We start from the raw sequence: 24,558 nt of genomic DNA on the forward strand, positions 1-24,558 counted from the left end.
TATTCTACATGCGACGATTAGGGTATTCAGATTAGTTTAAACGGATTCTGGGATCGATGACACTGTATAGTAAGTCTATGATCAAAATGATCACCACGAAAGCGAAAGAAGCAAGTAACGTCGTACCCATGATGATCGGGAAGTCATTGGTGTTAATGGATTTCACGAATTGCTCACCCAAACCTGGGACTGAGAAAATGGTCTCGATTACGAAGGTACCCGTCATCAAACCGACAGCTAATGGGCCGAGAATCGTGATGACAGGAATGAGAGAGTTCTTTAGAGAATGCTTGAAAATGACGACGGGTTTGCTTAGCCCTTTAGCTTTTGCTGTAGTAATGAAATCCGACCCTAACACTTCCAGCATTTCTGTTCTCATGAACCGTGCCGTGATGGCCATGGGGAAGATGGCGAGTGCGATTGTCGGCAGCAGTGTATGGGCAAAGGTTCCCCATAAAGCTACAGGCAGCCAGCCGAATTTAACCCCGATAAAGTATTGAAGAATCCCGGCAAATATAAAACCAGGTATGGATTGGCCTAATACGGCAAAGATCGTAGATGAGGTATCTAGAGCTCCATTATGATAGACGGCTGCAACTACCCCGAGCAAAATTCCAATAATGGTCCCGATTACCATAGCCTGAGCCCCAATTTGCATAGAAGGACCAATGCGTTCAGCGATAATCGCTGTCACATTTCGGTTATCGAACTGGAACGAAACACCGAGATCCCCTTGGGCAAGGTTCGTCATGTAGTTGAAATATTGGACGGGTATCGGATCATTTAAGTTATATTTCTCTAATACAATGGCTTGTTGCTCCTCAGATAGCTTGTCCTGAGCAGTCAGGGGCGTTCCGGGTAACAATTTCATTAAGAAAAATGTGAAAGAAGCGATCATGAACAATGTAAGAATCAAATATACGATTCTCATCCCTATGTATTTAACCATATTTTCCCTCCTCATGGATATAAAAATATAATACACATTATATTTTTAAATTTCAAACAATTTTAAAAATAAAATTTCTCTGAATTAGAGTTTGTCTTGAAGGTAGGCTATTTACAATGGCAAAAGAACTCTTATACCTTGAGAATAGATAGAATATGTTGTGTTTGAAATAAAAAAAACATCGAATCAATATTGATTCGATGTCTCTTTCTAATTCTTCGTTTTAATTTTTCCTGTCCACTTCTTGAATCCACCCTCGAGCATGTACAAATTGTTGTAGCCTTTTTTATGAAGCATCATGGCTGCACGAGTAGATCTTGCTCCACTTTGACAATATAGATAAACCGGCTTATCTTTGCGGAGCTCAGCGAGACGATTGCGAAGTTGTGATAAAGGGATATTACGCGCACCTAGAATGTGACCGCCGTCATATTCTTTCGGCTCTCTTACATCAATTAATTGTGCTTTGCGGTACCCTTCTCTGAATTCTTCTTCGGACAATGTGTTCAATATTTTTCTGGCTTTGAAGAATCTATACAAACCAATTGCAATAAGAATTACAACCGCTGCGATTAAGATCCATAATTCCATCAAATTCCCCCCATTTCTCTATCCTCTATCTATTATAGGAGGGAATCGGTTTCATTTCAAAAATATTTTTCCGTTCTGTTGAAATAAATATTGTCCTGAACGTGTTTCGGTTCTTCTCAGAATTGCAACTGATGAAAAAAGCGGCCAGCATTTCTCAATCCCCTCTTTTCGTCAATTTTCTTCAAATATCCTCGCTTTACGCTTGTTTTATAGATTGACAAAATGAATTTGATTCGTTCAAAACACAATATATAGAAAACTTTTTTCAATCAAACACAATATATTGATTAAAAATTTGGTGATGTGGTATGTTACTAGTACAATACAAAAAGGGAAACCTTTTGTAAGGGAGAGATGTACAATGCAGACCACAACATCTAGTCAAACACTCAAAAAAATCAACGTGGAACGTCTAAATCAAGATATCAGGCAGTTTCCACAAGTTCATGAAATTAAACCGGAAATGAATGTAACGCACAACGGTGTATCAAGACTCGTGATGCTCGATCGTTATGCATTTAAGGATACAGAGAAATTGACGCTCTCAGTAGGGGATTTCGTCGTACTGACAGTAAAAGATGACCCGAAATTTCCAGCAAGAGGTTTTGGTTTCATTTACTCGATTGACTGGGAGAAGCATGAAGCGGTCGTTCAAGTTGAGGACGAATTTGTCACTGTTCTTGAACGAGAAGAGGAAAGAGATACAGGTCGGATCACAAGAAACTTAGATACTATAGATAAACCACTAGAAGTGTTTTATGAACAGATTGCCCTCAGAAATGCGACGGGACTTGCGGAGGTGGAGGTAGATCCAGCACGTAAGCAACAAAGCTTTGAGGAGTTTTATGAGGAATTATCAGGTATGAATTTCATCCCGGCAGGCCGTGTTCTTTACGGGGCTGGTTCGAATACGGATGTAACGTACTTCAACTGTTACGTCATGCCCTATATCCAAGATTCGCGTGAAGGGATATCGGACCACAGGAAGCAAGTCATGGAAATTATGTCGCGTGGTGGGGGTGTTGGAACGAATGGTTCGACACTGAGGCCTCGTAATACTTTAGCTCGAGGAGTGAACGGGAAATCTTCTGGGTCCGTATCCTGGTTGGATGACATTGCTAAACTGACTCACTTAGTTGAGCAAGGTGGATCAAGACGTGGTGCACAAATGATTATGCTAGCCGATTGGCACCCAGACATTGTAGAATTCATCATTTCTAAAATGCAGAACCCTCGTATTCTACGTTTCCTTATTGAGAATACAGAGGACGAGCAAATCAAGCAGTTAGCTAAAGACAAGCTGAAATTCAGCCCTCTTTCTGAAACAGAGAAAGATCTGTATCAAAGCGTGACGAATTATAAACACATGCCCGGTATGGGAGGCTTCACTGAACAAAGCTTGCAGGAAGCTGAGGATAAATTGAATACAGGAGGAAACTACACCGTTCACAATCCTGAATTCCTGACGGGTGCTAATATTTCAGTTTGTATTACAAAAGACTTTATGGAAGCGGTAGAAAACGATGAAGAATATAACCTTCGCTTCCCGGATGTTGAAAACTACACAGCTGAAGAAATGGCTATTTACAATGAAGAGTGGCAGGAAAGTGGAGACGTTCGTGAATGGGAAGAACGCGGGTTTGGAGTCCGGACGTATCGTACAGTCAAGGCGAAAGAATTGTGGAACTTGATTAACATTTGTGCGACGTACTCTGCAGAACCTGGAATCTTCTTTATTGATAATGCGAACGAAAAAACGAACGCCACGGCATATGGACAAAAAGTCGTCGCGACAAACCCATGTGGAGAGCAGCCGTTAGCACCATACTCTGTTTGTAACCTGGCCGCTGTGAATTTGGCTTCTGTTGCAAACAAAGAAGAGAAAACGGTCGATTTCACTAAACTGAAGCGTATTGTTCAGACAGGTGTCAGAATGCAAGACAACGTCATTGATGCGACTCCTTATTTTCTTGAAGAAAATAAAAAGCAAGCGCTGGGTGAGCGGAGAGTTGGCCTTGGCGTGATGGGCTTGCATGATCTGTTAATCTATTGTGAAACCGAATATGGTTCTACAGAAGGAAACCAACTCGTAGATGAAATTTTCGAGACGATTGCCACAACGGCCTATCGCACATCCATTGACTTAGCGAAAGAGAAAGGCAGCTTCCCATTCTTGCAAGGCGGGACAACCGAAGAGACGAAAGCCTTGAGAGAGAATTTTGTAACTACAGGCTTCATGCAGGGAATGCCAGAGGATATCCGTGAAGGCGTGCTAGAACACGGAATTCGTAACTCTCATTTATTGACGGTAGCGCCAACGGGTAGTACAGGTACTATGGTCGGTGTCAGTACGGGACTTGAGCCGTATTTCTCCTTTTCCTATTACAGAAGTGGTCGCCTAGGGAAATTCATTGAAGTGAAAGCAGATATCGTGAAAGAATATCTAGAAAACAACCCAGAACAAGACCCTGATCACTTGCCTGAATGGTTTGTTACCGCTATGACATTATCACCTGAAGCGCACGCAGATACCCAGTGTGTCATTCAACGGTGGGTGGACAGCTCTATTTCTAAGACGGTCAATGCTCCTAAAGGGTATGCAGTCGACCAAGTAGAGAGCGTCTACCAACGCTTATACAAAGGCGGGGCCAAAGGTGGAACGGTGTACGTAGATGGAAGCCGTGATAGTCAAGTATTGACGTTAAAAGCGGAAGATAACGATTTTGACGGAGAGCAGACGGAACTCGAGTTCGAAGAGGATAAGAAACCGCGTGTAGTGTTGATGGACACCGTTCACGAATTAGGCAAAACAAAAGTGACAATCGGCTCTGAAGTGGGCGATACATGCCCGGTTTGTCGTAAAGGTACCGTTGAGGATATTGGCGGGTGCAATACATGTACAAACTGTAATGCTCAACTTAAGTGTGGTTTATAAGGGATAAAAGAGACACTAGGACGATTTCCTAGTGTCTCCTTCATCATTTCTGCGTTTCCTTGTCACAGGGGTTAAACTAGTGTAAACTTTTTATGAAACACGTACATAAGGTTACATGGGGGTTTAACATGCCGACACCAAGTATGGAAGATTATATTGAGCAAATTTATTTATTAATAGAAGATAAAGGATACGCACGAGTATCTGATATAGCGGAGAACTTACAAGTCCACCCATCATCCGTTACCAAGATGGTGCAGAAACTGGATCGTGATCAGTATTTGAATTATGAAAAATACCGCGGTCTGATTCTAACACCAAAAGGCAAAAAAGTCGGAAAACGCCTCGTTTATCGTCATGAACTGCTTGAGCAGTTTCTAGCGATTATAGGAGTGGACAGCGATAAAATTTACGATGATGTCGAAGGGATCGAACACCACTTGAGTTGGAACTCGATTGATCGCATCGGTGATCTTGTTCAATATTTCGAAGAGACAGAGGATCGTGTGCGAGCTCTGCGTGATGTACAAAAGAAAAACGAAGTTCAAAATGAAGAAGAATAAATAATAAAAAAGACGTCCTCTGGACGTCTTTTTTATTATTTCAGAAATGATGAATAGGATTTTGGGTCTGATATGAACGAGATCAGCTGTAAACAGGCCTATTCCCGAGTGATTGGTAGCCGTTCTGCTGTCGTGTTTTCGGTTCTAATCGGTCCCGCACTTGTTTATAAATGAATAAAGTGGGGTGATCGGAATGAAAGTCGATGGCGTTTTTTCCGGGGGAGGCGTTAAAGCGTTAGCCTTTATTGGAGCTATGGAAGAGTTGGAAGACAAAGGCTATGAGTTCAGGCGGGTAGCAGGCACGTCTGCAGGAGCAATTCTCGCTAGTTTAACTGCGGCAGGATATTCAGCCAAAGAGCTGCGTGAAAAGCTTAAACAGCTCTCTTTTGAGAAGCTTGTTGACGTTCCTCTTGCTGATCAATTGTTTCCGTTTATGAAGTGGCTCCTTCTATATTATCGGCTTGGATTGTACAAAGGAAATCGTCTGGAAAATACGTTAGAGCAATGGTTGGAGGAGAAGGGCGTACGGACTTTTGCAGATTTACCTCCTCGATCTTTGAAAGTCATTTGTAGTGACTTAACGTTAGGGCGAATGGTTGTCATTCCTGATGACCTTAGATCTGTATATGGAATCGATCCGGCTACATTTTCTGTTGCGAAGGCCGTACGGATGAGTTCCGGTCTTCCTTACTTCTTCATCCCAGTAAAACTACATGGGAAAAAAGGGAAGTGTGTCATTGTTGATGGGGGTGTGCTTAGTAATTTTCCTATTTGGATTTGGGAGGACACCAAAGGATGCCGGACTAGACCGATTATAGGGATGCAGCTCAGTGATCCACCTGACCAATTACCTGAAAGGAAGATTAGAAATTCCATCCAAATGTTTCATGCGCTATTCAAGACAATGCAACAAGCTCATGATGCGAGACACATTTCGCCTTCCACTAGTAAAGACGTGATATTCATTCCTGTGACAGGGATTGATACGACGGATTTCAATATGAGTGAGAAAGAAAAGGAAAAAATCATGGAAGTCGGGAGAGAGCATGCTGCTGTATTCCTGGATCGCTGGAAGAAGTAAAAAAAAACCGAGCCTAATTAAAAGGAGGCTCGGTTTTTATCTTTGCTTTTATTTCCTTCTATGACCCGTAAATGAGGGGCATTCATACGCTTGCGATTTCGTTTTGGATTCACGGAAGGTTTAGGTGCTACTTTAGATAAAGAGGATTTTTTAACCGTTGGAGTCGGTTGTTTGTATTTCTGCTTGGATTGTTTTACAGCTTGTTTATACTTCTTCATTTCATTTTTGTTGCCGCCTCCACCACCAAAACCTCGGTTACGAAGGAAAAAGAAGTAGATTGCTCCGTAAATCAGAACAGCGATTCCAATCATGAGAACAATAGAAGTGAGAAAACTCATCGTGTTCGTGAACAGTTGTAGACCAATGTACATAACAGCGAGGCCCATAAGCGTGTATATGATAGGAGTCATCCAGTTGCGCATAGGTGTTTTCCTCCTTTCTTTAATGATAATGCAAAGTTCTTATTGATGTATATACCACTAATGGAGTAGTTTCTATCATCTATTCAAACTTTCTATAAGAAGAAGTTCACTATTTCAATTGTTTCCCTAATAAATCAATTTATGCGGTGTGAATATTAGATTTCTATGTGAATGGACTTGTTTCCTGCTTGTTCTCTTATATTCTTTCTTACGTATCTCTTTCCTGTTTCGTATGTGTGTAAACCCTCAGATATGTCAAAAATACGCATTGGTGCACAAATTGTCGTTTTGTAGCTAGATCCTTTTACAAGCATGAAATGAATTTCATTGGTAAAGAATAATAACGAGGTGATAAGCATGGCAGATAAGCCAAAAGAACAACATCAGCAGGAACCCCAGCAAAGTGTGTTTGGGAAAGCATTGGGTATCGGATTTACGGGAGGTATTTTGTGGAGTGCTCTTGGTGTGTTTACGTATTACTTCCACTTCTCAGAGCTATCCGCTGCCTCGTTTCTATTTCGTTCCTATCTTCAAACGGATTGGACAGGTACATGGTTAGCAGAGGTATTGGCTGTACTCATTGTCGGGGTCATATCTTTAGTTTCCGCAATGCTGTATTATTTCACCCTTAAAAAGCAGCAAGGAATCTGGCCAGGACTGGTTTTCGGGCTCGTTTTATGGGCGGTTGTGTTCTTTGTTCTGACCCCTTTGTTCCCTGCCATCCCGACGTTTACAGAGATGACTAGCGATACTTGGGTGACAACGGCATGTTTATTTATATTGTATGGTGTCTTTATTGGATATTCAATCTCTTACGAGTATGAAGAATTCAACCAGTCAGCTAATTAATATTCAAACAAACAAGGAGTATGATAAACTAACAGAGTATGACTATTTCGTGAACGGTGGGGATGTTCTATTATGGCAACAAAACGATTGTTTCTATTGAACGGACCGAATATCAACCTGTTAGGCAAAAGAGAGCCTGGCACATACGGGCATGCTAGTCTAGACGATGTCGTCCGTTTGGTCAGTGACACCGCAGCGGAAAAAGGCTACGATGTTGTGGCCTATCAATCCAATCATGAAGGCGATCTTGTCGATTATATTCAACAAGCAGGGGAAGAGGCTGATGGTATAATCATAAATCCGGCAGCGTACACACATACGAGCGTCGCGATTCGTGACGCGATCAGTGCGATTCACCCTCCTGTTATAGAAGTGCATATATCGAATGTGCACAGTCGTGAGTCTTTCCGGCACCAATCGCTGTCTGCGCCCGTTTGTGACGGCCAGGTTGTAGGGTTCGGTATTGATGGTTATCGTTTAGCCGCATTGGGATTAATAGAGAAGCTAGAGCGAAGGGAGAAATGAAACATGAGTAAATTAGAGAATTTAAGAAAAGCGATGAGTGAAGATGGTATTGATGGTTTGTTGGTGATGAGTCAGCAAAACAGGCGCTATATGTCTGGTTTCACAGGATCTTCAGGTGCATTATTGATCACCGCCAAAGAAGCTGTGCTGATTACGGATTTCCGTTATACAGAACAGGCGAATGAGCAAGCGGATCACTTCGAAGTGGTCACGCATAAGATCCCTTTACCTGAAGAAGTAGCTAATCAAGCGAAGCGTCTTCGGTTATCCAAAGTTGGATTCGAAAAGGATCATGTTACATATAGCTCATTCGAACAGTATCAGTCAGCCCTTGGAGCAGAGTTGGTTCCGACTTCAGGTCTTGTTGAAAAGTTACGCTTGATTAAGACAGACGAGGAGATTAGTATTATAAAAGACGCTGTCAAAATCGCTGATGACGCATTTCAACATATTCTTGGTTACATAAAGCCAGGTGTTAAAGAGATCGATGTGTCAAACGAGCTTGAATTCTTTATGAGAAAACAAGGTGCGACATCTTCGAGCTTCGATATCATCGTTGCTTCAGGCTATCGTTCTGCTTTGCCACATGGGGTTGCTTCAGAAAAAGAAATTCAATCAGGTGAACTGGTTACGTTGGACTTCGGAGCCATCTATAAAGGTTATTGTTCCGATATTACACGGACCGTTGCCGTTGGTGAAATCAGTGATGAATTAAAAGATATTTACGATACTGTCTTACAGGCTCAATTAAAGGGTATGGAAGGATTAAAAGCTGGGATTACAGGTGTAGAAGCAGATGCACTGACTCGTGATTACATCAAAGAAAAAGGCTATGGCGAGTACTTTGGACATTCCACAGGTCACGGCATGGGACTGGATGTACACGAAGGACCGGGCCTTTCCCATCGTTCTAACACGGTTTTAGAAGAAGGAATGGTCGTAACGGTAGAACCAGGCATTTACGTACCTAACGTAGGTGGTTGTCGTATTGAAGATGATGCAGTCGTTACCGTAGATGGCAATGAATGCTTGAGTCAGTCTACAAAAGAACTCATAACGTTGTAAGTTTTAAAGGAGGAAACACGATGATTTCAGTAAACGATTTTCGTACAGGATTGACCATCGAAGTTGATGGAGGTATTTGGCAAGTGATGGAATTCCAACACGTTAAGCCAGGAAAAGGAGCGGCTTTCGTTCGCTCTAAATTACGTAACCTTCGTAATGGAAACATTCAAGAGAAAACGTTCCGTGGTGGAGAGAAAGTAGAGCGTGCTCACATTGAAAACCGTAAGATGCAGTATCTGTATGCAAACGGAGATATGCACGCATTCATGGACATGGAAACGTATGAGCAAGTAGAGATTCCTACAGCTACAATCCAAGAACAACTGAACTACTTGAAAGAGAACATGGAAGTGCAGATCCAATCTTATCAAGCCGAAACAATTGGTGTGGAACTTCCAAAGAACGTAGAGCTAGAAGTAACGGAAACAGAGCCTGGCATCAAAGGGGATACCGCAAGTGGTGGTACGAAACCAGCGACACTTGAGACGGGTCTTATTGTTCAAGTTCCATTCTTCATTAACGAAGGTGAAATGTTAGTCATCAGTACAACAGATGGTAAGTACGTTTCTCGCGCTTCATCATAATTACACTTTTCTAGAGCACGCCTCCACATTAGGGGCGTGCTTTTTTAATGTCTATTTTGCAAATCATTCCACGTAAGAAAGGAATCAATACCCAAGAACTACCACAGGTATTCCTCAAAATATCTCTATTTCTATGCAAGTCCTCTTTATGTTCTTCCTCTTAAATTTAGTAGAGTGTACTAAATCCTTTTTCTTTCAATAGAGAGAAAAAGAACCATAAACCTTGCTGACCCTTCTATTGAACTCACCAAAGGATCTCTATTAATAACCTCTCTTTTTCATATCATTTTCTAGTTTTTGAGTCATAAGCGGTATCTCATTACATACATATGAAGTAAACCCAATAAAGGAGTCAGAGGGATGAAAGAGATTGTCCGATTATTCCCTGAACACCTTCAACCGCTCCTCAAAAAAGGTGTAGATTGGAGCACTGTTCAGGAGATGAGAATCCGTGTGAATCGCAAAGTTGAAATGCTAGATCGCATTGGTCACAGGATGTTGGGAGAACACGTAATGCAACCGTCAGACCTCTCATACATGCTTAACCAAATCAGTGAGTTTTCACTCTATCGTTTCAAAGATGAGTTACGAGAGGGGTTTATTACGGTAGAAGGGGGGCATCGTGTTGGACTGGCTGGAAAAGCCAACACAGTCAACGATCAGGTCGATACCTTAAAACATATTTCATTTATGAATATACGTGTTGCAAGATCTTCTTCAAGCCAAGCCGAGCAGCTGGTTCCATATTTATATGAGAACGGGAAGTGGCTGACTAGCTTGATTATAGGGCCCCCTCACTCTGGTAAAACGACACTTCTTCGCGGGCTGGCGAGTATCATCGGATCAGATTTTCATCTTCACCCTGCATCTAAAGTGGCGTTAGTGGACGAAAGATCTGAACTAGCTGCGAGTCTAAGAGGAGTTCCGCAACTCGATGTTGGAGAGCGGACGGATGTAATGGATGCCTGCCCTAAGGCAGAAGGCATGATGATGATGATTCGCTCTATGTCACCGGATGTATTAATCGTGGATGAAATCGGCGGAACAAGAGACGCAGAAGCGATACGTGAGGCGATGCTGACTGGAGTAGACGTCATGTGCAGTATCCACGGGGATTCCCTCGAGACATTGAAGAAGCGTCCTTCCGCTCAGTCTTTAGTGAGTGAAGGCGTATTTGAAAGATTCATCGTTCTAGACCGTATGCGTCCACATGTGCCCGGACGAGCGGTCGTTTACCGGAATGATGGACGAGTTCTGGCTGAATGTGAAAGGGGGGAACGGGATGCAATGGATCGGAGCGGTCATCGTGTTGACCGTCACCACGTGGGCAGGTTTTGATCTAGCCTCACGTTTTCAGAAACGGCCGGGGCATATTCGTCAATGGAAGAATGCCTTGCAAATGATTGAAGCGGAGATGGTGTACGGGCAGGCCTCACTTTGGGAGGTATGTGAAAGCCTATCCACACATTTACCGAAACCGATCGATCAATTCTTCAGAAGTATTGTTGAGACGGATGAACCGTGTGTAGACTTCTCAGAAAGATGGACGAAACTGTTGAAAAAGCATTGGAGTTGGAATGCGTTAAGTAAGAGTGAGTGGGAAATTTTGGACCAGTTTGGGAGAACCCTTGGTCAGCATGATTTAGAACAGCAGCAAAAGCAAATACAATTGACCCTCCACCACTTAGATCGTGAATTGGATGAGGCTTTAGAGGGCGCTGAGAAATACCAGAAGATGGCTCGAGGAATGGGGGTTCTGAGCGGACTCTTGGTTATTCTACTAATTATATAAAAAGGGGGAAGGTGCATTGTGCTGCAAGATGCAACGGTCCTATTTCAAATAGCAGGTGTAGGCATTATCGTCGCGATGATTCATAGCATTTTAAAACAAATGGGTAAAGAGGAAATTGCCCAAGCGGTAACGTTAACCGGGTTCATCATCGTTTTGTTTATCGTATTGTACCGACTCGCTGACTTATTTCAGCAAATCAAATCGGTCTTTCTCTATCAAGGGTAAGACTGATGGACATTATCCAAATCGTCTCTCTCGGTTTAGTGGCGGCTTTATTGATCATATTGCTGAAAGAACAAAAGTCGTCGATCGCTTTCCTGTTGTTACTGTTCACAGTAATCATCATTTTTCTCTCGATTCTTGACCAAGTGAGACACATTTTCACACTGTTATCCTATATGGCAGACCAGGCACAAGTAGAGCCCGTCTACTTTAAAACCATCTTGAAGATCATCGGGATTGCCTATATTGCTGAATTTGGCGCTCAACTAATACGTGATGCAGGGCTCAGCTCGCTGGCATCGAAGGTGGAACTAGCTGGAAAGCTTTTTATACTCATGTTGGCAATCCCGATTGTGACAGCAGTCATTGAGACGATATTAAATTTTATACCAGGACAGTTAGGATAAGATCGCGAGGTATTCCATGAAACGAATCCTATCTATAGGCTTGATGGTGCTCGGGTTTCTTTGTTTCCCTTTAACTGCGTGGGCCGAGCCTTCTCCGGAGGCCGTTCCCTCGCTTTTAGATCATGTGTCGACAGAAGAGTTGGAAGAGAGTTGGGAAGAAATCAACCGGGAGTATGGCGAGTACATGCCAGCGTTCAATTCGTACAACTTTAGAGAATTCATCAAAGAAGAAGGATCCGTGCAATCTTCTGATTGGTTCTCGGGAATTTTACGATATTTCTTCCACGAACTCATGTTGAACGGAAGGTTGCTGGCCTCCTTATTATTGTTGACTTTGTTCAGTACGCTCCTTCAGTCCGTACAATCATCTTTCGAGAATACAGCAGTTAGCAGGATTGCCTATTTGGTGGTGTACCTAGTATTGATGACTCTTGCTTTAGAAAGTTTTCATCAAGTGATTGATTACACGCTTGGTGCCATTGATCGAATGAGTAGCTTCATGATCGGGTTGTTACCGTTACTACTTGGGATCATGGCTTCATTCACCCACCTGATGTCGATTTCATTCTTTCATCCTATTATTGTAGCCCTAGTCCAATCGAGCGGATTATTGGTGAAGTATCTGCTTATTCCGTTATTTGCATCATCGGCCCTATTGTTGATTGTTGGTTCACTGAATGAAACGTACAAAGTCGATCAACTTGCGGAATTGTTGAGAAAAACGGGGCTTGCTGTCATGGGGATTTTCTTGACGATCTTTCTTGGAGTCATATCCGTACAAGGAACGGTTACCGCTGTGCAAGACGGTGTAACGATGAAAACAGCCCGTTTCGTCACGGGGAACTTTGTGCCCGTAGTCGGACGCCTTTTCACAGACGCTACAGATACGATCCTAGGGGCTTCCCTAGTACTGAAGAACACGTTAGGACTGGCAGGGGTAGTCATTTTACTTGGAATCGCTATATTTCCAGCTATGAAAGTATTCGCCATCGCTATTATTTATAAAATTGCAGCGGCACTGCTTCAACCCCTTGGAGATGGACCTGTAATCCAAGCGATGGACGTGGTCAGTCGTCATATTATGTACATCTTCGCTGCACTGTTAATGGTGTCCATGATGTTCTTTTTGGTCATCGTCATCATGGTAGCGGCGAGCAATATCACGATGATGGTCAGATGAGGTGGGGATGATGGAACTATTTGTTGAATGGATCACGCGAATCGTACTATTTCTTTTGCTAGCCATGGTGGCGGATACACTTCTACCATCAGGTCTTATGAAGAAATATGCACGTCTTGTCATGTCGATTCTGTTACTTCTGATTTTCTTAGGGCCCCTTCTTCAATTATTGCAAATCGACCCTGAAGAAATGATGAATGTGGCAAACAACCGTATGAATCAAGAAGTTCAAGTAGGCATGCTTGAGGATGATATTGAAAAAAAGAAAAGTGAAATACTTGAAGGACAAGGTGCATATAAATTAGAGCAAGTGACCCAAGCATTGAAAGAGAGATTGGAGGAACCTCTCTACGAGGAGCAAGGTCTCCAGCTCGTCGGAGTAGAGATGACCTTTTTCAACGAGGCCCAAGATATGGAGTCGTTGGACAGGCTGGTAGTGACGGTTAGTGAAGAGGAACAAGCCGAGTCGACAGTGGAGGACATCAATATCTCTATACAAGATGATCCTGTACCGAAAGATGATGAGAGAGGGGAACCCGTTCAGCTATGGATTGCCGAACACTTAGGTTTGGATCAGGAACAAATAGAAATCCGCTGGGAGGAAGAGGATGAATAAATGGTGGAATAGACTGCTGCAACCCTTGTCATCTAAAGAAGGAAAAAAAATAAATAAGCCTAAATATTTTATTGGTCTCGGACTCATTGGCGTACTGATCATACTGACGAGCAACTGGTTTCAGTCTGACCCTCCTCCATCCGTAGCACCGGATGAGGCGATGGAAAAATCCGAACAGTCGCAAGCGGCCGCTTCTTCAGGTGAACGAACGGATTCCATTTCTCAACTGGAAGTCGAGTATGAGAAACAATTGAAACCTTTACTCGAGAATATTGATGGCGTAAGCGCGGTCGATATCATGATAAACCTTGAGGCTACACATGAAAAAGTGTATGACAAAAATTTAATCATAAGTAAACAAACAACGAAGGAGACAGATAAGAGTGGAGGGGAAAGGGAGATTGAAGATTATTCGAGAGAACAGCAGCTAGTGTTGGTCAGGCAAGGGGATCGAGAAGTTCCGCTGCTGACCAAAACCACTAAGCCTGATGTAAGCGGTGTGTTTGTGACAGCGAAGGGTGTGGATTCTATGGAAGTGAGAAGTTGGGTCGTCGAGGCGATATCACGTGTCCTCGACGTTCCGAGTCATCGAGTGTCTGTTCTGCCTAAACAATAAGGAGGGGTTTTGATGGTTAAAAAACAAACGGTTTGGTTATTGACAATGTTGAGTCTCTTGATTGTACTTAGTGTGTATTACATGACATCACCGGACAATGGTGAGATGGCTTTCATTCAAGATGAAGAATGGGCAGAAATGACGGAAGAGGCAGAAGGCACTGAAGGAGTAGAAACGACTGGAGAAGGAACTGTGATCTCACAAATTTCTACAGAAGAGTTGTTTGCCACCATTCGTCTTCAGCAGCAGAATAAGCGTGATCAATTACAAGAACAGCTTTCAGAGATCGTCACTTCAAGTAACTTCACAGCCCAGGAGAAGAACGAAGCTCTAGAGCGTATGGAGACCATCAAAGAAACCCAATCAAAAGAAGCGATTCTTGAGAATACGATCAGAGCAAGTGCCCCTTATGAGGATGTTCTCGTAAGAGCGGAAGACGACATTGTCCACGTCACGGTCAAAGCAAGTGACTTATCGAAAACAGAAACGAATGAAATCATTCAAATGGTCTCGGATGAATTCGGTAAGAAGCGTGTTCAAGTCCAATTCCAACCAGCAAGTTGATGTAAACCCTCTGACCACTTATGGTCAGGGGGTTTTTTGGGTATTTAATAGAAGCGCTTTCATCAAGGAAGTTGCAGGGGAGTGCTTTCTGTCGTAGAATATTGTTAGGAGTTATTAGTACCAGTCATAAAAAACGATATTCTACATAAAGGAGTGCCACGCATGCTAAAGGTACAAGAAATTCGCGAAATCATTAAGTTAATCGATCAATCCAACATTGATGAGTTCAGTTACGAATCAGATGGTGCGAAAGTAAAGATGAAAAAACACCAGGGACAAGTCGTTACAACACCTGTCCAACAGGGGCAGCCTGTACAAGCAGAGCAGCCTGAGCCACAATCGGCACCGGCAGCACCTGCACGAGAACAACAGGTTAAAGAAACCCCCGAACCAAAAGAAGAACAACAAGGATCTCTTGACTATGATAAAGAAATCACTTCCCCGATGGTCGGGACGTATTATGCGTCACCTTCTCCTGATCAAGAAGCTTATGTGAAGCAAGGAGACCAGGTGAAAGAGGAAAGTGTAGTGTGTATCGTTGAGGCGATGAAATTATTTAACGAAATTGAAGCGGAAGTATCTGGAGAAATCGTCGAAATTCTAGTCGAAGACGGGGAATTAGTAGAGTACGGCCAACCGTTATTCCGCGTAAAGTCTAAGTAACGGGAGGTGCCTTTGACAATGATCAAGAAAGTATTGATTGCTAATAGAGGAGAAATTGCCGTAAGAATCATTCGTGCCTGCAAAGAAATGGGTATCGAAACCGTGGCTGTTTATTCAGAAGCTGATAAAGAAGCATTACATGTCCAGTTGGCTGACGAAGCCTATTGTGTGGGGCCGAAACTGAGTAAGGATAGTTATCTGAACTATGCAAACATCTTGAGCGTAGCGACGTTAACAGAAACAGATGCGATTCACCCAGGGTACGGGTTTTTGTCTGAGAATGCGGAGTTTGCTGAAATGTGTGAAGAGTGCAATATTACGTTTATAGGGCCCTCTGCTTATGCCATTCAGAAGATGGGTACGAAAGATGTCGCTCGTGAAACGATGAGAGAAGCAGGGGTTCCTGTCGTACCTGGATCAACCGGTATCATTCAAGATGAAGAAGACGGTTTAAAGATCGCAGATGAAATCGGTTATCCCGTCATCATCAAGGCCACAGCCGGTGGAGGCGGAAAAGGGATTCGAGTAGCACGAGATGAAGAGGACTTGAAAAAAGGGATCCGCATGACCCAGCAAGAAGCAGAGACGGCTTTTGGGAACCCTGGAGTGTACATTGAAAAGTTCATTGAAGACTTCAGGCACGTCGAAATCCAAGTTCTTGCTGATAACCACGGGAACGCCGTGCATCTCGGTGAACGAGACTGTACGGTGCAGCGCAGATTACAGAAACTAATCGAGGAGACGCCTTCTCCTGCCATTAGTCCTGAAATGCGTGAAACCATGGGTGATGCAGCTGTAAAAGCGGCATTGGCTGTTAATTACTCTGGTGCTGGAACGGTCGAGTTCATTTTTGATAAAGAAGAGCAGTCCTTTTACTTTATGGAGATGAACACGCGTATTCAGGTAGAGCATCCCGTTACAGAGATGGTAACAGGAGTTGACTTGATTAAAGAAATGTTGCTCATTGCGAATAATGAAAAGCTTTCGTTCTCTCAGGAGGAAATCACGTTTGAAGGATGGTCCATCGAATGCCGGATTAACGCAGAAGATCCCTTTAAGAACTTCATGCCCTCAGCTGGAAAGATTGATATGTACCTACCACCAGGCGGGCTAGGGGTGCGTGTCGATTCTGCAGCATATCCTGGGTATATGATTCCGCCATACTATGATTCGATGGTGGCAAAATTGATCACGTATGGTCGCGACCGTGATGAAGCCATCAGTCGTATGAAGCGAGCTCTAGACGAATTCGTGGTCGAAGGAGTCCACACGACAATTCCATTCCATCAGAGAATGATGGAACATGAAGTATTTGTCGGAGGAGACTTTAATACAAAGTTTTTAGAAAAATATACTATAATGAAAGATGAATCCTAAAAGGGGTGGTCATATGAGTGAAAAGCAATTGTTGAACGTAACAGCTGGGTCAACACTCGGGAATATTGAAATTGCTCCAGAAGTCATTGAGGTCATCGCAGGAATTGCTGTTTCAGAAGTAGCCGGTGTAGCGTCAATGCGCGGTAATTTTGCATCCGGTGTTGTAGAGCGCTTAGGTAAGAAGAACCATGGAAAAGGTGTTAAAGTTGAACTTACTGAAAATGGAATTCTTATTGACGCTTATGTCGTGATGGATTATGGAATTTCAATACCGGACACCGCTCAGAAGATCCAAGATAATACCAGGCAAGCGCTTAAAAATATGACAGCACTAGAAATTAACGAAATCAATGTCCATATTGTCGGTATTCAAATGGAAATGAAAGAAGAAGAAAATGAGTTTGAACAAGAGATGTAAAAGCTGATTAGTCAGAGTAGGGGGGGTCCCTACTCTGACTCTTTTTGTTTGCCTGTTTATCAACCGTTCCAATGGAAAATGAACTTTGTTAAATGGAATGAAAATGCGGAATTGTGTGACAATCCTTTGTTGAATAGCTTTTATTCCGCTAAAATGTTATTATTCTAACGGATATTACTTAAAGGAGAATGATCATGAAACGACGTACAGCCAGAGAAAAAGCGTTCCAAGCGCTTTTCCAAATGAACAATAGTGAAATGGATACGGATGAGGCGATTGAACATGTCGTTGAAGATCCGACGGTCGACAGTTTTTTATATGAATTAGTGCATGGTGTCATCGATCATCGTAAAGAGTTGGACGAGTGGATTGCGAGCCACCTTGATACTTGGTCGTTTGATCGCATACCAAAAGTAGAAAAGACGGCTCTACGAATGGCCGCTTTCGAAATGAAGCATAACGAGGAAGTGCCGAATCAAGTAGCAATCAATGAAGCCGTTGAGTTAGCGAAGATTTTTGGAGAAGAAGACTCTGGAAAATTCGTCAACGGTGTACTTTCAAAAATGTTGTAATCAAATTAGAGGGGGAGATCGAATGTCTGCGGAAGTCATTTATGGAAACGTGCTAGCCGAAGAACTACGTGAAGAGATGAAACAAGAAGTGGGGGAATTGAGTAAGCAAAACATACACCCGAAACTTGTAGTTGTCATAATTGGTGAGGACCCAGCATCGATGTCCTATGTAAAAGGGAAGCAGAAAGCATCTGAAAAAGTGGGTGTCGCATCTGACTTGATCGAGATGCCTGAAAGCACTTCACAACAAGAACTTCTCGACTTGATTGAAAAGCTCAACCTGGACGATACCGTTCACGGAATTCTCGTTCAGCTTCCTGTTCCAGATCACATCGATGATCAACTTGTTATTGAAGCCATCGACCCAAAGAAAGATGTGGATGGTTTTCATCCTAGCAACGTTGGAAAAATGATGACGGGACAAGACACTTTTTACCCATGCACTCCTTATGGCATCTTGGTGATGTTGAAGCGTGCTGAGATTGAACTTGAAGGGGCGAACGTCGTCATCGTAGGGAGAAGTAATTTAGTCGGTAAACCAGTAGGGCAGCTTCTTTTGAATGAACATGCCACTGTCACCCATTGTCACTCCAGAACGAAAGATCTTCGTGCCCACACTAAACAAGCAGATATCTTAATCGTCGCTGCTGGCCGCGCGGACTTGATTTCTGGCGAGGATATAAAAGATGGAGCTGTAGTGATTGATGTAGGTGTGAACCGAGTGGATGGGAAATTGACAGGAGATGTTGAATTCGAATCGGCTAAAGAGCGCGCTTCTTATATCACACCAGTTCCTAAGGGTGTCGGACCTATGACGATCACGATGCTTTTGCATAATACGATTAAAGCAGCTAAACAAATTCACAAGGCTCAATAAGGAGATTTTTGTGTGAACGATCAATATCTGACAGTTACTGCACTTACCAAATATATCAAAAGAAAATTATCCGGTGATCCCCATCTGAAGACGGTATGGCTCAGAGGGGAAATTTCCAATTTCAAACATCATAGTCGCGGTCATATGTATCTGTCTTTGAAAGATGAAAAAGCGAGGATATCCGCGGTCATGTTTGCCGGTCAAAACAGAAGCTTGAAGTTTGCCCCTGAGAACGGAATGAATGTCCTCGTAAAAGGTGAAATCAACGTGTACGAACCGATGGGGCAATATCAGCTGTACATTAAAGAGATGCAGCCGGACGGGATCGGCGCACTATATATGGCCTTTGAGCAACTGAAAGAAAAGTTGGAAAAAGAAGGACTATTCGCTGTAGAGCGGAAACAGGATATTCCTACATATCCGAAACACATCGGAGTGGTGACGTCGCCAACGGGAGCAGCTGTACGAGACATTTTGACGACGATCGAAAGAAGGTACCCAATTGTACCAGTCACCATTTTACCCGTAATGGTACAGGGAGAGCGCACCGCATCCTCTGTCTCAAAAGCGATTGAATACGCGAATCAACACTTAGATTGTGATGTGCTAATTGTTGGGCGCGGAGGTGGATCTATTGAAGATTTGTGGGGATTCAATGAAGAGCTTGTTGCTCGTACGATCGCTTCATCTGACATCCCCATCATTTCTGCTGTAGGTCACGAAACTGATACGACGATTAGTGATTTTGTTGCGGATGTCAGAGCAGCTACACCGACTGGAGCGGCAGAACTGGCTGTCCCTTCTATTGTCGAGTTGAAAGAACAAGCAAGAGCGCTAAAGCAGCGCTTATCACGTGTAGTTGAAACACAGAAGTCAGATAGCGAGCAACGGTTGATCCGCCTTCAAAAATCGTATGCGTTTAAATACCCTGAGCAACTGATGAAGCAGAAAGAACAGGACTTGGATCGATTAATGGAGCAACTCTCTAGACAAATGCGCCGTGTTCACACCCATACGCAAGAGCGCTGGACGAATATGAGGAATCGTTTGAAACAACAAGGACCTGAGAAGAAGATGAAAGAGCAGGAGGAAAAGCTCCAAGCACAAACGCGGCAACTGAATGCGCGCTTCCAAGAGGTTGTGGCTAAGAAACAAGAGCGATTCCGATCCAATTTAGATAAGCTTTCTCTACTCAACCCTCTAGAAATTATGAAGCGAGGGTACTCGATCCCTTTCACGCAAAATGGGAAAGTAGTCCGGCGAGTGAAGGATGTAACAGAAGGCGATGACCTTGCATTGAAATTAGAAGACGGTTCATTAGATGTTAAAGTCCTGGAAGTGAAGGAGGAAGATCATGCCTGAGAAAAATGAAGAACTGAGCTTTGAAGAAGCCATGAAGCAGTTAGAAGAATTAGTTGAAAAACTGGAAGCAGGAGATGTACCTTTGGAAAAAGCGATTCAATATTACCAAGAAGGTATGAAACTCTCAAAGGTTTGCAATGAGAAACTTGGACATGTTGAAAAACAGATGCAACAAATTTTGAACGAACATGGTGAATTAGAACCTTTTTCGATTCAGGAGGACGAGTAGCTGTGCAGCTTCAATCGTATCTAGAAGGTAAGAGAGAACTGATTAATGAGCAGCTCGAAACCTACGTTCGAGACTACTCTCAACCTGGAAGGCTTCAAGACGCCATGCTGTATTCCATCAAAGCAGGCGGTAAAAGACTACGCCCCATTCTTTTAATGGCAACGGCCGACGCTTTTGGTGCAAAGCCGGAAAAAACGATGGCTGTTGCGGCTGCTTTAGAGATGATTCATACGTATTCGCTCATACACGATGACCTCCCGGCTATGGATAACGATGACTTGAGAAGAGGAAAGCCTACGAGTCATAAGCAGTTCGATGAAGCGACGGCGATTTTAGCAGGAGATGCTCTTCTCACCTTGAGCTCGCAAATCATCACGGAGGATCCTACCCTGACTGATGCAGAACGTGTATTTCTCGTCCGTGAACTCTCGAAAGCAAGTGGAGCAAGGGGGATGGTGGAAGGGCAGATGCAAGATATGCTCAGTGAAGACAAAGCCATCACCCTTGAGCAGTTAGAGTGGATTCATACAAATAAGACAGGGCAGCTATTGAAGTTCGCTATTGTAGCTGGTGCTTACATAGGGGAAGGCTCCCCTGAACAATTGGCGGATATGACCAAGATGGGGGAAGCGCTTGGACTTATTTTTCAGATACAGGATGATATTTTAGACGTTACGGGCGATGCCGATAAGTTGGGTAAGCCGGTGGGAAGTGACGAAGGCAATCATAAGAGTACGTACCCTCAACTGCTTGGATTAGAAGGTGCCAAAAAACAAAAAGATCATTACGTTGAACTGGCCCAACGTACGCTTTTGAAAGTGAATATAAGTGAATCCGTCCTTTCGGAACTCATCTTCCATTTGAGCAAACGTGATCATTAAAATGGTTTTGATTGAGAGACGGTTCTTATTGTGATATATTAGAATTAGAAAAGGAATGGTGCAGTATTCTAGTCGGCCCTCCGTACCTGAAGGCGGGCCTAAAAATCCGCCAAAGGGCACATCGATGAAGTTCCTTGTGTTGGCTTGAGGCGCCCAGCCTTGGGTCGATGCTGGGAGTTAAGGTCGCAGGGCGATCCACAAAGGCATGTGGGCGTTGACCCTGCTTCCGCGGAGGCCCATTCTTGTAAGGATGTCTGAGCCAGAGATCCTTATGAAATGGGGTATGAACCTGCAGCATATGGAGTAATATCTATATGCGCAGCGTAGCCTGCCTTGAGTGGTTTTGAGGGGATTATAGTCATGTGAGCGTCAAGAGACTTTGGATGGCCACTGAAGTTCTGACGTGTTAACTATATGAAATCTGAACTGCAAAAGAGGCTAAGGAACGGCTAAAGGCTGTCGGGGAAATCCCCTAGACTGTTCACGTTCAGGACATGATTCAGGAATTATAGTGCGGACTAAGTGGTAATCTAGTCCAGTATTCGGAAACGATGCTGAGTCGAGTTTAATGGGGAACCGCCAGAGTGGTGACACTCGGTACTTGATTGGGAAAACCTACTAGACCTAAGCCGCAATTTTTACCTGTTTTGTGACCATTCCTTTCGTTACATAAAAATGATTAACAGAAGATATAGAGGTTTAAAATGGATAATAAATTAAAAAAATCAGTTCAATTTAGTATAAGCATTGCCGTTATCACATTTGTGTTAGCGGCTATTTTTTCAGTTATATCATCCTCCGTCTTAAGTGGCGTCATCTGGATTATCGGACTGATTATCGTTTTCATTATTGTTTTTACAGGCGTGTTTTTCGACATGTTGGGAATTGCCGCAACAGCAGCTGAAGAGAAACCCTTTCACGCGATGGCGTCCGAAAAAGTGTCAGGTGCAAAAGAGGCGATTGTCATCGTTCGAAACGCAGACCGATTCGCTAGTTTTTGTAATGATGTGATAGGGGATATATCTGGTATAGTAAGTGGTACAGCCTCTGCCATTGTCGTACTTCAATTAACGAACGTAATCGGATATAATGAAGGTTCGACCGTTCAAATAACCATATCTGTTTTATTGACGAGTGTTGTAGCCGCGCTAACTGTCGGAGGGAAAGCCTTAGGTAAATTCTTTGCGATTCATTCATCGACAAAAATTATCTTCTTCGCTGCCCGGGTCATTTCGTGGATTGAAAATAGGCTGAAGATCAACATCCTGCCGAAACCAACATCCTCCAATAAAAAATCAAGATAATTACAAGGGGGTCCTTTAATGGATCTGAGTAAAATTCAAGACCCTTCAATTCTGAAGGACATGACAACCAACCAATTAGAAGAATTAGCAGGAGAGGTCCGCCAGTTCCTTATTGAGAACCTTGCTACAACAGGAGGACATTTAGGAGCGAACTTAGGCGTTGTCGAACTGACATTAGCCCTCCACAAAGTGTACAAGAGTCCTGAGGATCGTTTTTTATGGGACGTCGGGCATCAATCGTATATTCACAAGATTCTAACTGGACGAGGCGACCAATTTGAATCCCTCCGCCAATATAAAGGGTTATGTGGATTCCCGAAACGCAATGAAAGCGAACATGATATTTGGGAAACGGGCCACAGTTCTACATCACTATCCGGAGCAATGGGAATGGCTATTGCCAGAGACCTGAAAAAAGAGAACCACTCAATTTTACCTATCATTGGTGATGGGGCACTGACAGGCGGAATGGCCTTGGAGGCCCTTAACCATATCGGACATGAGAAAAAGAATGTAACCGTTATCCTGAATGACAATGAAATGTCTATTGCCAAAAACGTAGGGGCCTTGCACGGAGCACTTGGACGTATGAGAAGCGCCGGTAAATATAATCGTGCCAAAGAAGATTTGGAATGGCTACTTAAGAAAATCCCCGCTGTCGGAGGCAAGTTGGCTCAGGCTGCTGAACGGTTGAAAGATAGCATGAAGTACTTCGTCGTACCCGGCATGTTCTTTGAGGAGCTTGGCTTTACGTATTACGGCCCAGTAGACGGCCATGATTTCCATGATTTAATGGAGAATCTTAACTATGCCAAGAAAACAAATGGACCCGTAATCGTACACGTTATGACGCAAAAAGGTAAAGGATACCACCCGGCTGAAACCGATGTGAAAGATAAGTGGCATGGAGTAGGACCTTATAAAATCGAATCAGGCGAAAAAATCAAACCGGTCAACGCTCCTCCTGCTTGGAGCCAAGTGGTTAGCGATGCACTGGCCAAAGAGGCAAGAACGGACGACCGAATTGTAGCTGTTACACCAGCCATGATTCTTGGCTCAAAGCTTGATAAGTTCGGGGAGGAATTTCCGGATCGACTATATGATGTGGGGATAGCTGAACAACATGCGACAACCATGTCTGCTGGCTTAGCTACACAAGGTATGAAACCATTCTTGGCGATCTACTCTACATTTCTACAGAGAGGCTATGATCAGGTCATCCATGATGTTGCGAGACAAAACCTAAATGTGATTTTCGGTATCGATCGCTCGGGGCTTGTAGGTGCAGATGGAGAGACTCACCAAGGTGTCTTCGATGTTGCCTTTATGAGATCTGTCCCGAATATGGTCATCACGATGCCTAAAGATGAGAATGAAGCGCAACACTTAGTCCACACAGCAGTCCAATATAATGATGGACCAATCGCTATTCGATATCCCCGTGGGAATGCCAAAGGTGTCGAGACGGATGCAGAAGCACGTACAATCCCGATCGGTAGTTGGGAAGTGTTAAAAGAGGGTACGGATGCCGTCATTTTAACCTTTGGAACGACCATTGATATGGCTATTGAAGCGAGCGAGCGTCTAGAGAAAGATGGACGTTCTGTACGCGTTGTTAACGCACGATTTATCAAGCCTCTCGACGATGCAATGCTTCATGACATTATGAAAAAAGATTTGCCGATCCTGACTGTTGAAGAAGCTGTGCTTCAAGGTGGCTTTGGATCGAGTGTGTTAGAGTTTGCGGAAGAACATGACTACACTTCCCAATCCGTGAAGAGAATGGGAGTACCAGATCGATTCATTGAGCATGGTAGTGTCAGCAAACTATGGGAAGAAATTGGTTTAACGACAGAGAACATCGTTTCACATATGAAAAAGTTGCTACCGAATAAACAGCAAAGGGCTTAACTC

General features: G+C 43.4%; 28 protein-coding genes. 25 read left to right on the top strand and 3 right to left on the bottom strand.

Features of this window, described 5'->3' with window-relative positions:
* Positions 1–31: 31 nt before the first annotated feature.
* Both opp3b and H0266_RS01805 read right to left on the bottom strand, forming a co-directional pair.
* The gene (opp3b, locus tag H0266_RS01800) at positions 32–949 is read right to left on the bottom strand and encodes an oligopeptide ABC transporter permease (protein WP_181470669.1); all 918 of its coding nucleotides are present in this window, start codon (positions 947–949) and stop codon (positions 32–34) included.
* A gap of 210 nt (positions 950–1,159) precedes the next feature.
* The gene (locus tag H0266_RS01805) at positions 1,160–1,540 is read right to left on the bottom strand and encodes a rhodanese-like domain-containing protein (RefSeq protein ID WP_181470670.1); all 381 of its coding nucleotides are present in this window, start codon (positions 1,538–1,540) and stop codon (positions 1,160–1,162) included.
* A gap of 361 nt (positions 1,541–1,901) precedes the next feature.
* Between H0266_RS01805 and H0266_RS01810 the strand changes: the two genes are divergently transcribed.
* The 3 genes from H0266_RS01810 to H0266_RS01820 all read left to right on the top strand — a co-directional run bounded on the left by H0266_RS01810 (position 1,902) and on the right by H0266_RS01820 (position 6,119).
* Positions 1,902–4,475: a vitamin B12-dependent ribonucleotide reductase gene (locus H0266_RS01810; protein WP_181470671.1), complete on the top strand. Its 2,574-nt coding sequence runs from the start codon at positions 1,902–1,904 to the stop codon at positions 4,473–4,475.
* A gap of 128 nt (positions 4,476–4,603) precedes the next feature.
* Positions 4,604–5,038 (top strand): transcriptional regulator MntR, encoded by a 435-nt coding sequence (mntR, locus tag H0266_RS01815; RefSeq protein WP_181471696.1) that lies wholly within the window; start codon positions 4,604–4,606, stop codon positions 5,036–5,038.
* A 193-nt stretch (positions 5,039–5,231) separates the two neighbouring features.
* On the top strand, positions 5,232–6,119 hold the full coding sequence (locus H0266_RS01820) for a patatin-like phospholipase family protein (RefSeq protein ID WP_181470672.1): 888 nt from the start codon (positions 5,232–5,234) through the stop codon (positions 6,117–6,119).
* A gap of 17 nt (positions 6,120–6,136) precedes the next feature.
* Here H0266_RS01820 and H0266_RS01825 read toward each other — a convergent pair whose 3' ends face one another.
* Positions 6,137–6,541 carry an SA1362 family protein gene (locus tag H0266_RS01825; protein ID WP_181470673.1) on the bottom strand — a complete coding sequence of 135 codons (405 nt, stop codon included), beginning with the start codon at positions 6,539–6,541 and terminating at the stop codon, positions 6,137–6,139.
* A 357-nt stretch (positions 6,542–6,898) separates the two neighbouring features.
* Between H0266_RS01825 and H0266_RS01830 the strand changes: the two genes are divergently transcribed.
* The 22 genes from H0266_RS01830 (at position 6,899) to dxs (ending at position 24,555) form a co-directional block, all read left to right on the top strand.
* Positions 6,899–7,390 carry a YqhR family membrane protein gene (locus tag H0266_RS01830; RefSeq protein ID WP_181470674.1) on the top strand — a complete coding sequence of 164 codons (492 nt, stop codon included), beginning with the start codon at positions 6,899–6,901 and terminating at the stop codon, positions 7,388–7,390.
* Between the two features lie 72 nt (positions 7,391–7,462).
* Complete coding sequence (aroQ, locus tag H0266_RS01835; RefSeq protein WP_181470675.1) at positions 7,463–7,915, top strand: type II 3-dehydroquinate dehydratase; 453 nt, start codon at positions 7,463–7,465, stop codon at positions 7,913–7,915.
* A 3-nt stretch (positions 7,916–7,918) separates the two neighbouring features.
* Complete coding sequence (locus H0266_RS01840; RefSeq protein ID WP_181470676.1) at positions 7,919–8,980, top strand: M24 family metallopeptidase; 1,062 nt, start codon at positions 7,919–7,921, stop codon at positions 8,978–8,980.
* Between the two features lie 20 nt (positions 8,981–9,000).
* Entirely contained in the window at positions 9,001–9,564 is a 564-nt protein-coding gene (gene efp / locus H0266_RS01845; RefSeq protein ID WP_181470677.1) for an elongation factor P, read from the top strand.
* A 360-nt stretch (positions 9,565–9,924) separates the two neighbouring features.
* Positions 9,925–10,902 (top strand): stage III sporulation protein AA, encoded by a 978-nt coding sequence (gene spoIIIAA / locus H0266_RS01850; protein WP_181470678.1) that lies wholly within the window; start codon positions 9,925–9,927, stop codon positions 10,900–10,902.
* Positions 10,847–11,356, top strand: a complete 510-nt coding sequence (spoIIIAB, locus tag H0266_RS01855) for a stage III sporulation protein SpoIIIAB (RefSeq protein ID WP_181470679.1) — start codon at positions 10,847–10,849, stop codon at positions 11,354–11,356. The genes spoIIIAA and spoIIIAB overlap by 56 nt, the downstream gene beginning before the upstream one ends.
* An 18-nt stretch (positions 11,357–11,374) precedes the next feature.
* Positions 11,375–11,581 (top strand): stage III sporulation protein AC, encoded by a 207-nt coding sequence (gene spoIIIAC, locus H0266_RS01860; protein ID WP_181470680.1) that lies wholly within the window; start codon positions 11,375–11,377, stop codon positions 11,579–11,581.
* A gap of 5 nt (positions 11,582–11,586) precedes the next feature.
* A complete protein-coding gene (gene spoIIIAD / locus H0266_RS01865; protein WP_181470681.1) occupies positions 11,587–11,985 on the top strand; it encodes a stage III sporulation protein AD in 399 nt (132 codons plus the stop codon).
* A gap of 16 nt (positions 11,986–12,001) precedes the next feature.
* On the top strand, positions 12,002–13,165 hold the full coding sequence (spoIIIAE, locus tag H0266_RS01870) for a stage III sporulation protein AE (protein ID WP_181470682.1): 1,164 nt from the start codon (positions 12,002–12,004) through the stop codon (positions 13,163–13,165).
* Between the two features lie 10 nt (positions 13,166–13,175).
* Entirely contained in the window at positions 13,176–13,781 is a 606-nt protein-coding gene (gene spoIIIAF / locus H0266_RS01875) for a stage III sporulation protein AF (RefSeq protein WP_181470683.1), read from the top strand.
* Positions 13,774–14,397 (top strand): stage III sporulation protein AG, encoded by a 624-nt coding sequence (gene spoIIIAG / locus H0266_RS01880; RefSeq protein ID WP_181470684.1) that lies wholly within the window; start codon positions 13,774–13,776, stop codon positions 14,395–14,397. Before spoIIIAF ends, spoIIIAG begins: the two co-directional genes overlap by 8 nt.
* Before the next feature lie 12 nt (positions 14,398–14,409).
* A complete protein-coding gene (locus tag H0266_RS01885; protein WP_181470685.1) occupies positions 14,410–14,961 on the top strand; it encodes a SpoIIIAH-like family protein in 552 nt (183 codons plus the stop codon).
* Between the two features lie 162 nt (positions 14,962–15,123).
* Positions 15,124–15,624 (top strand): acetyl-CoA carboxylase biotin carboxyl carrier protein, encoded by a 501-nt coding sequence (accB, locus tag H0266_RS01890; protein WP_181470686.1) that lies wholly within the window; start codon positions 15,124–15,126, stop codon positions 15,622–15,624.
* 18 nt (positions 15,625–15,642) lie between these two features.
* A complete protein-coding gene (accC, locus tag H0266_RS01895; protein WP_181470687.1) occupies positions 15,643–17,001 on the top strand; it encodes an acetyl-CoA carboxylase biotin carboxylase subunit in 1,359 nt (452 codons plus the stop codon).
* Positions 17,002–17,014: 13 nt separating this feature from the next.
* Complete coding sequence (locus H0266_RS01900; RefSeq protein ID WP_181470688.1) at positions 17,015–17,419, top strand: Asp23/Gls24 family envelope stress response protein; 405 nt, start codon at positions 17,015–17,017, stop codon at positions 17,417–17,419.
* A gap of 194 nt (positions 17,420–17,613) precedes the next feature.
* A complete protein-coding gene (gene nusB / locus H0266_RS01905; RefSeq protein ID WP_181470689.1) occupies positions 17,614–17,991 on the top strand; it encodes a transcription antitermination factor NusB in 378 nt (125 codons plus the stop codon).
* A gap of 22 nt (positions 17,992–18,013) precedes the next feature.
* Entirely contained in the window at positions 18,014–18,868 is an 855-nt protein-coding gene (gene folD / locus H0266_RS01910) for a bifunctional methylenetetrahydrofolate dehydrogenase/methenyltetrahydrofolate cyclohydrolase FolD (protein ID WP_181470690.1), read from the top strand.
* A gap of 12 nt (positions 18,869–18,880) precedes the next feature.
* On the top strand, positions 18,881–20,230 hold the full coding sequence (gene xseA / locus H0266_RS01915) for an exodeoxyribonuclease VII large subunit (RefSeq protein ID WP_181470691.1): 1,350 nt from the start codon (positions 18,881–18,883) through the stop codon (positions 20,228–20,230).
* Positions 20,223–20,459, top strand: coding sequence for an exodeoxyribonuclease VII small subunit (locus tag H0266_RS01920; protein ID WP_181470692.1), 237 nt, complete (start codon positions 20,223–20,225; stop codon positions 20,457–20,459). Before xseA ends, H0266_RS01920 begins: the two co-directional genes overlap by 8 nt.
* Before the next feature lie 2 nt (positions 20,460–20,461).
* The gene (locus H0266_RS01925) at positions 20,462–21,340 is read left to right on the top strand and encodes a polyprenyl synthetase family protein (protein WP_343063187.1); all 879 of its coding nucleotides are present in this window, start codon (positions 20,462–20,464) and stop codon (positions 21,338–21,340) included.
* A 704-nt stretch (positions 21,341–22,044) separates the two neighbouring features.
* Positions 22,045–22,644, top strand: a complete 600-nt coding sequence (locus tag H0266_RS01930) for a hypothetical protein (RefSeq protein ID WP_181470693.1) — start codon at positions 22,045–22,047, stop codon at positions 22,642–22,644.
* 18 nt (positions 22,645–22,662) lie between these two features.
* The gene (gene dxs / locus H0266_RS01935) at positions 22,663–24,555 is read left to right on the top strand and encodes a 1-deoxy-D-xylulose-5-phosphate synthase (protein WP_181470694.1); all 1,893 of its coding nucleotides are present in this window, start codon (positions 22,663–22,665) and stop codon (positions 24,553–24,555) included.
* Positions 24,556–24,558 lie beyond the last annotated feature (3 nt).

Origin of the sequence: Halobacillus locisalis, assembly GCF_013694105.1 — a bacterium.
Taxonomy (GTDB): Bacteria; Bacillota; Bacilli; order Bacillales; family Halobacillaceae; genus Halobacillus; species Halobacillus locisalis.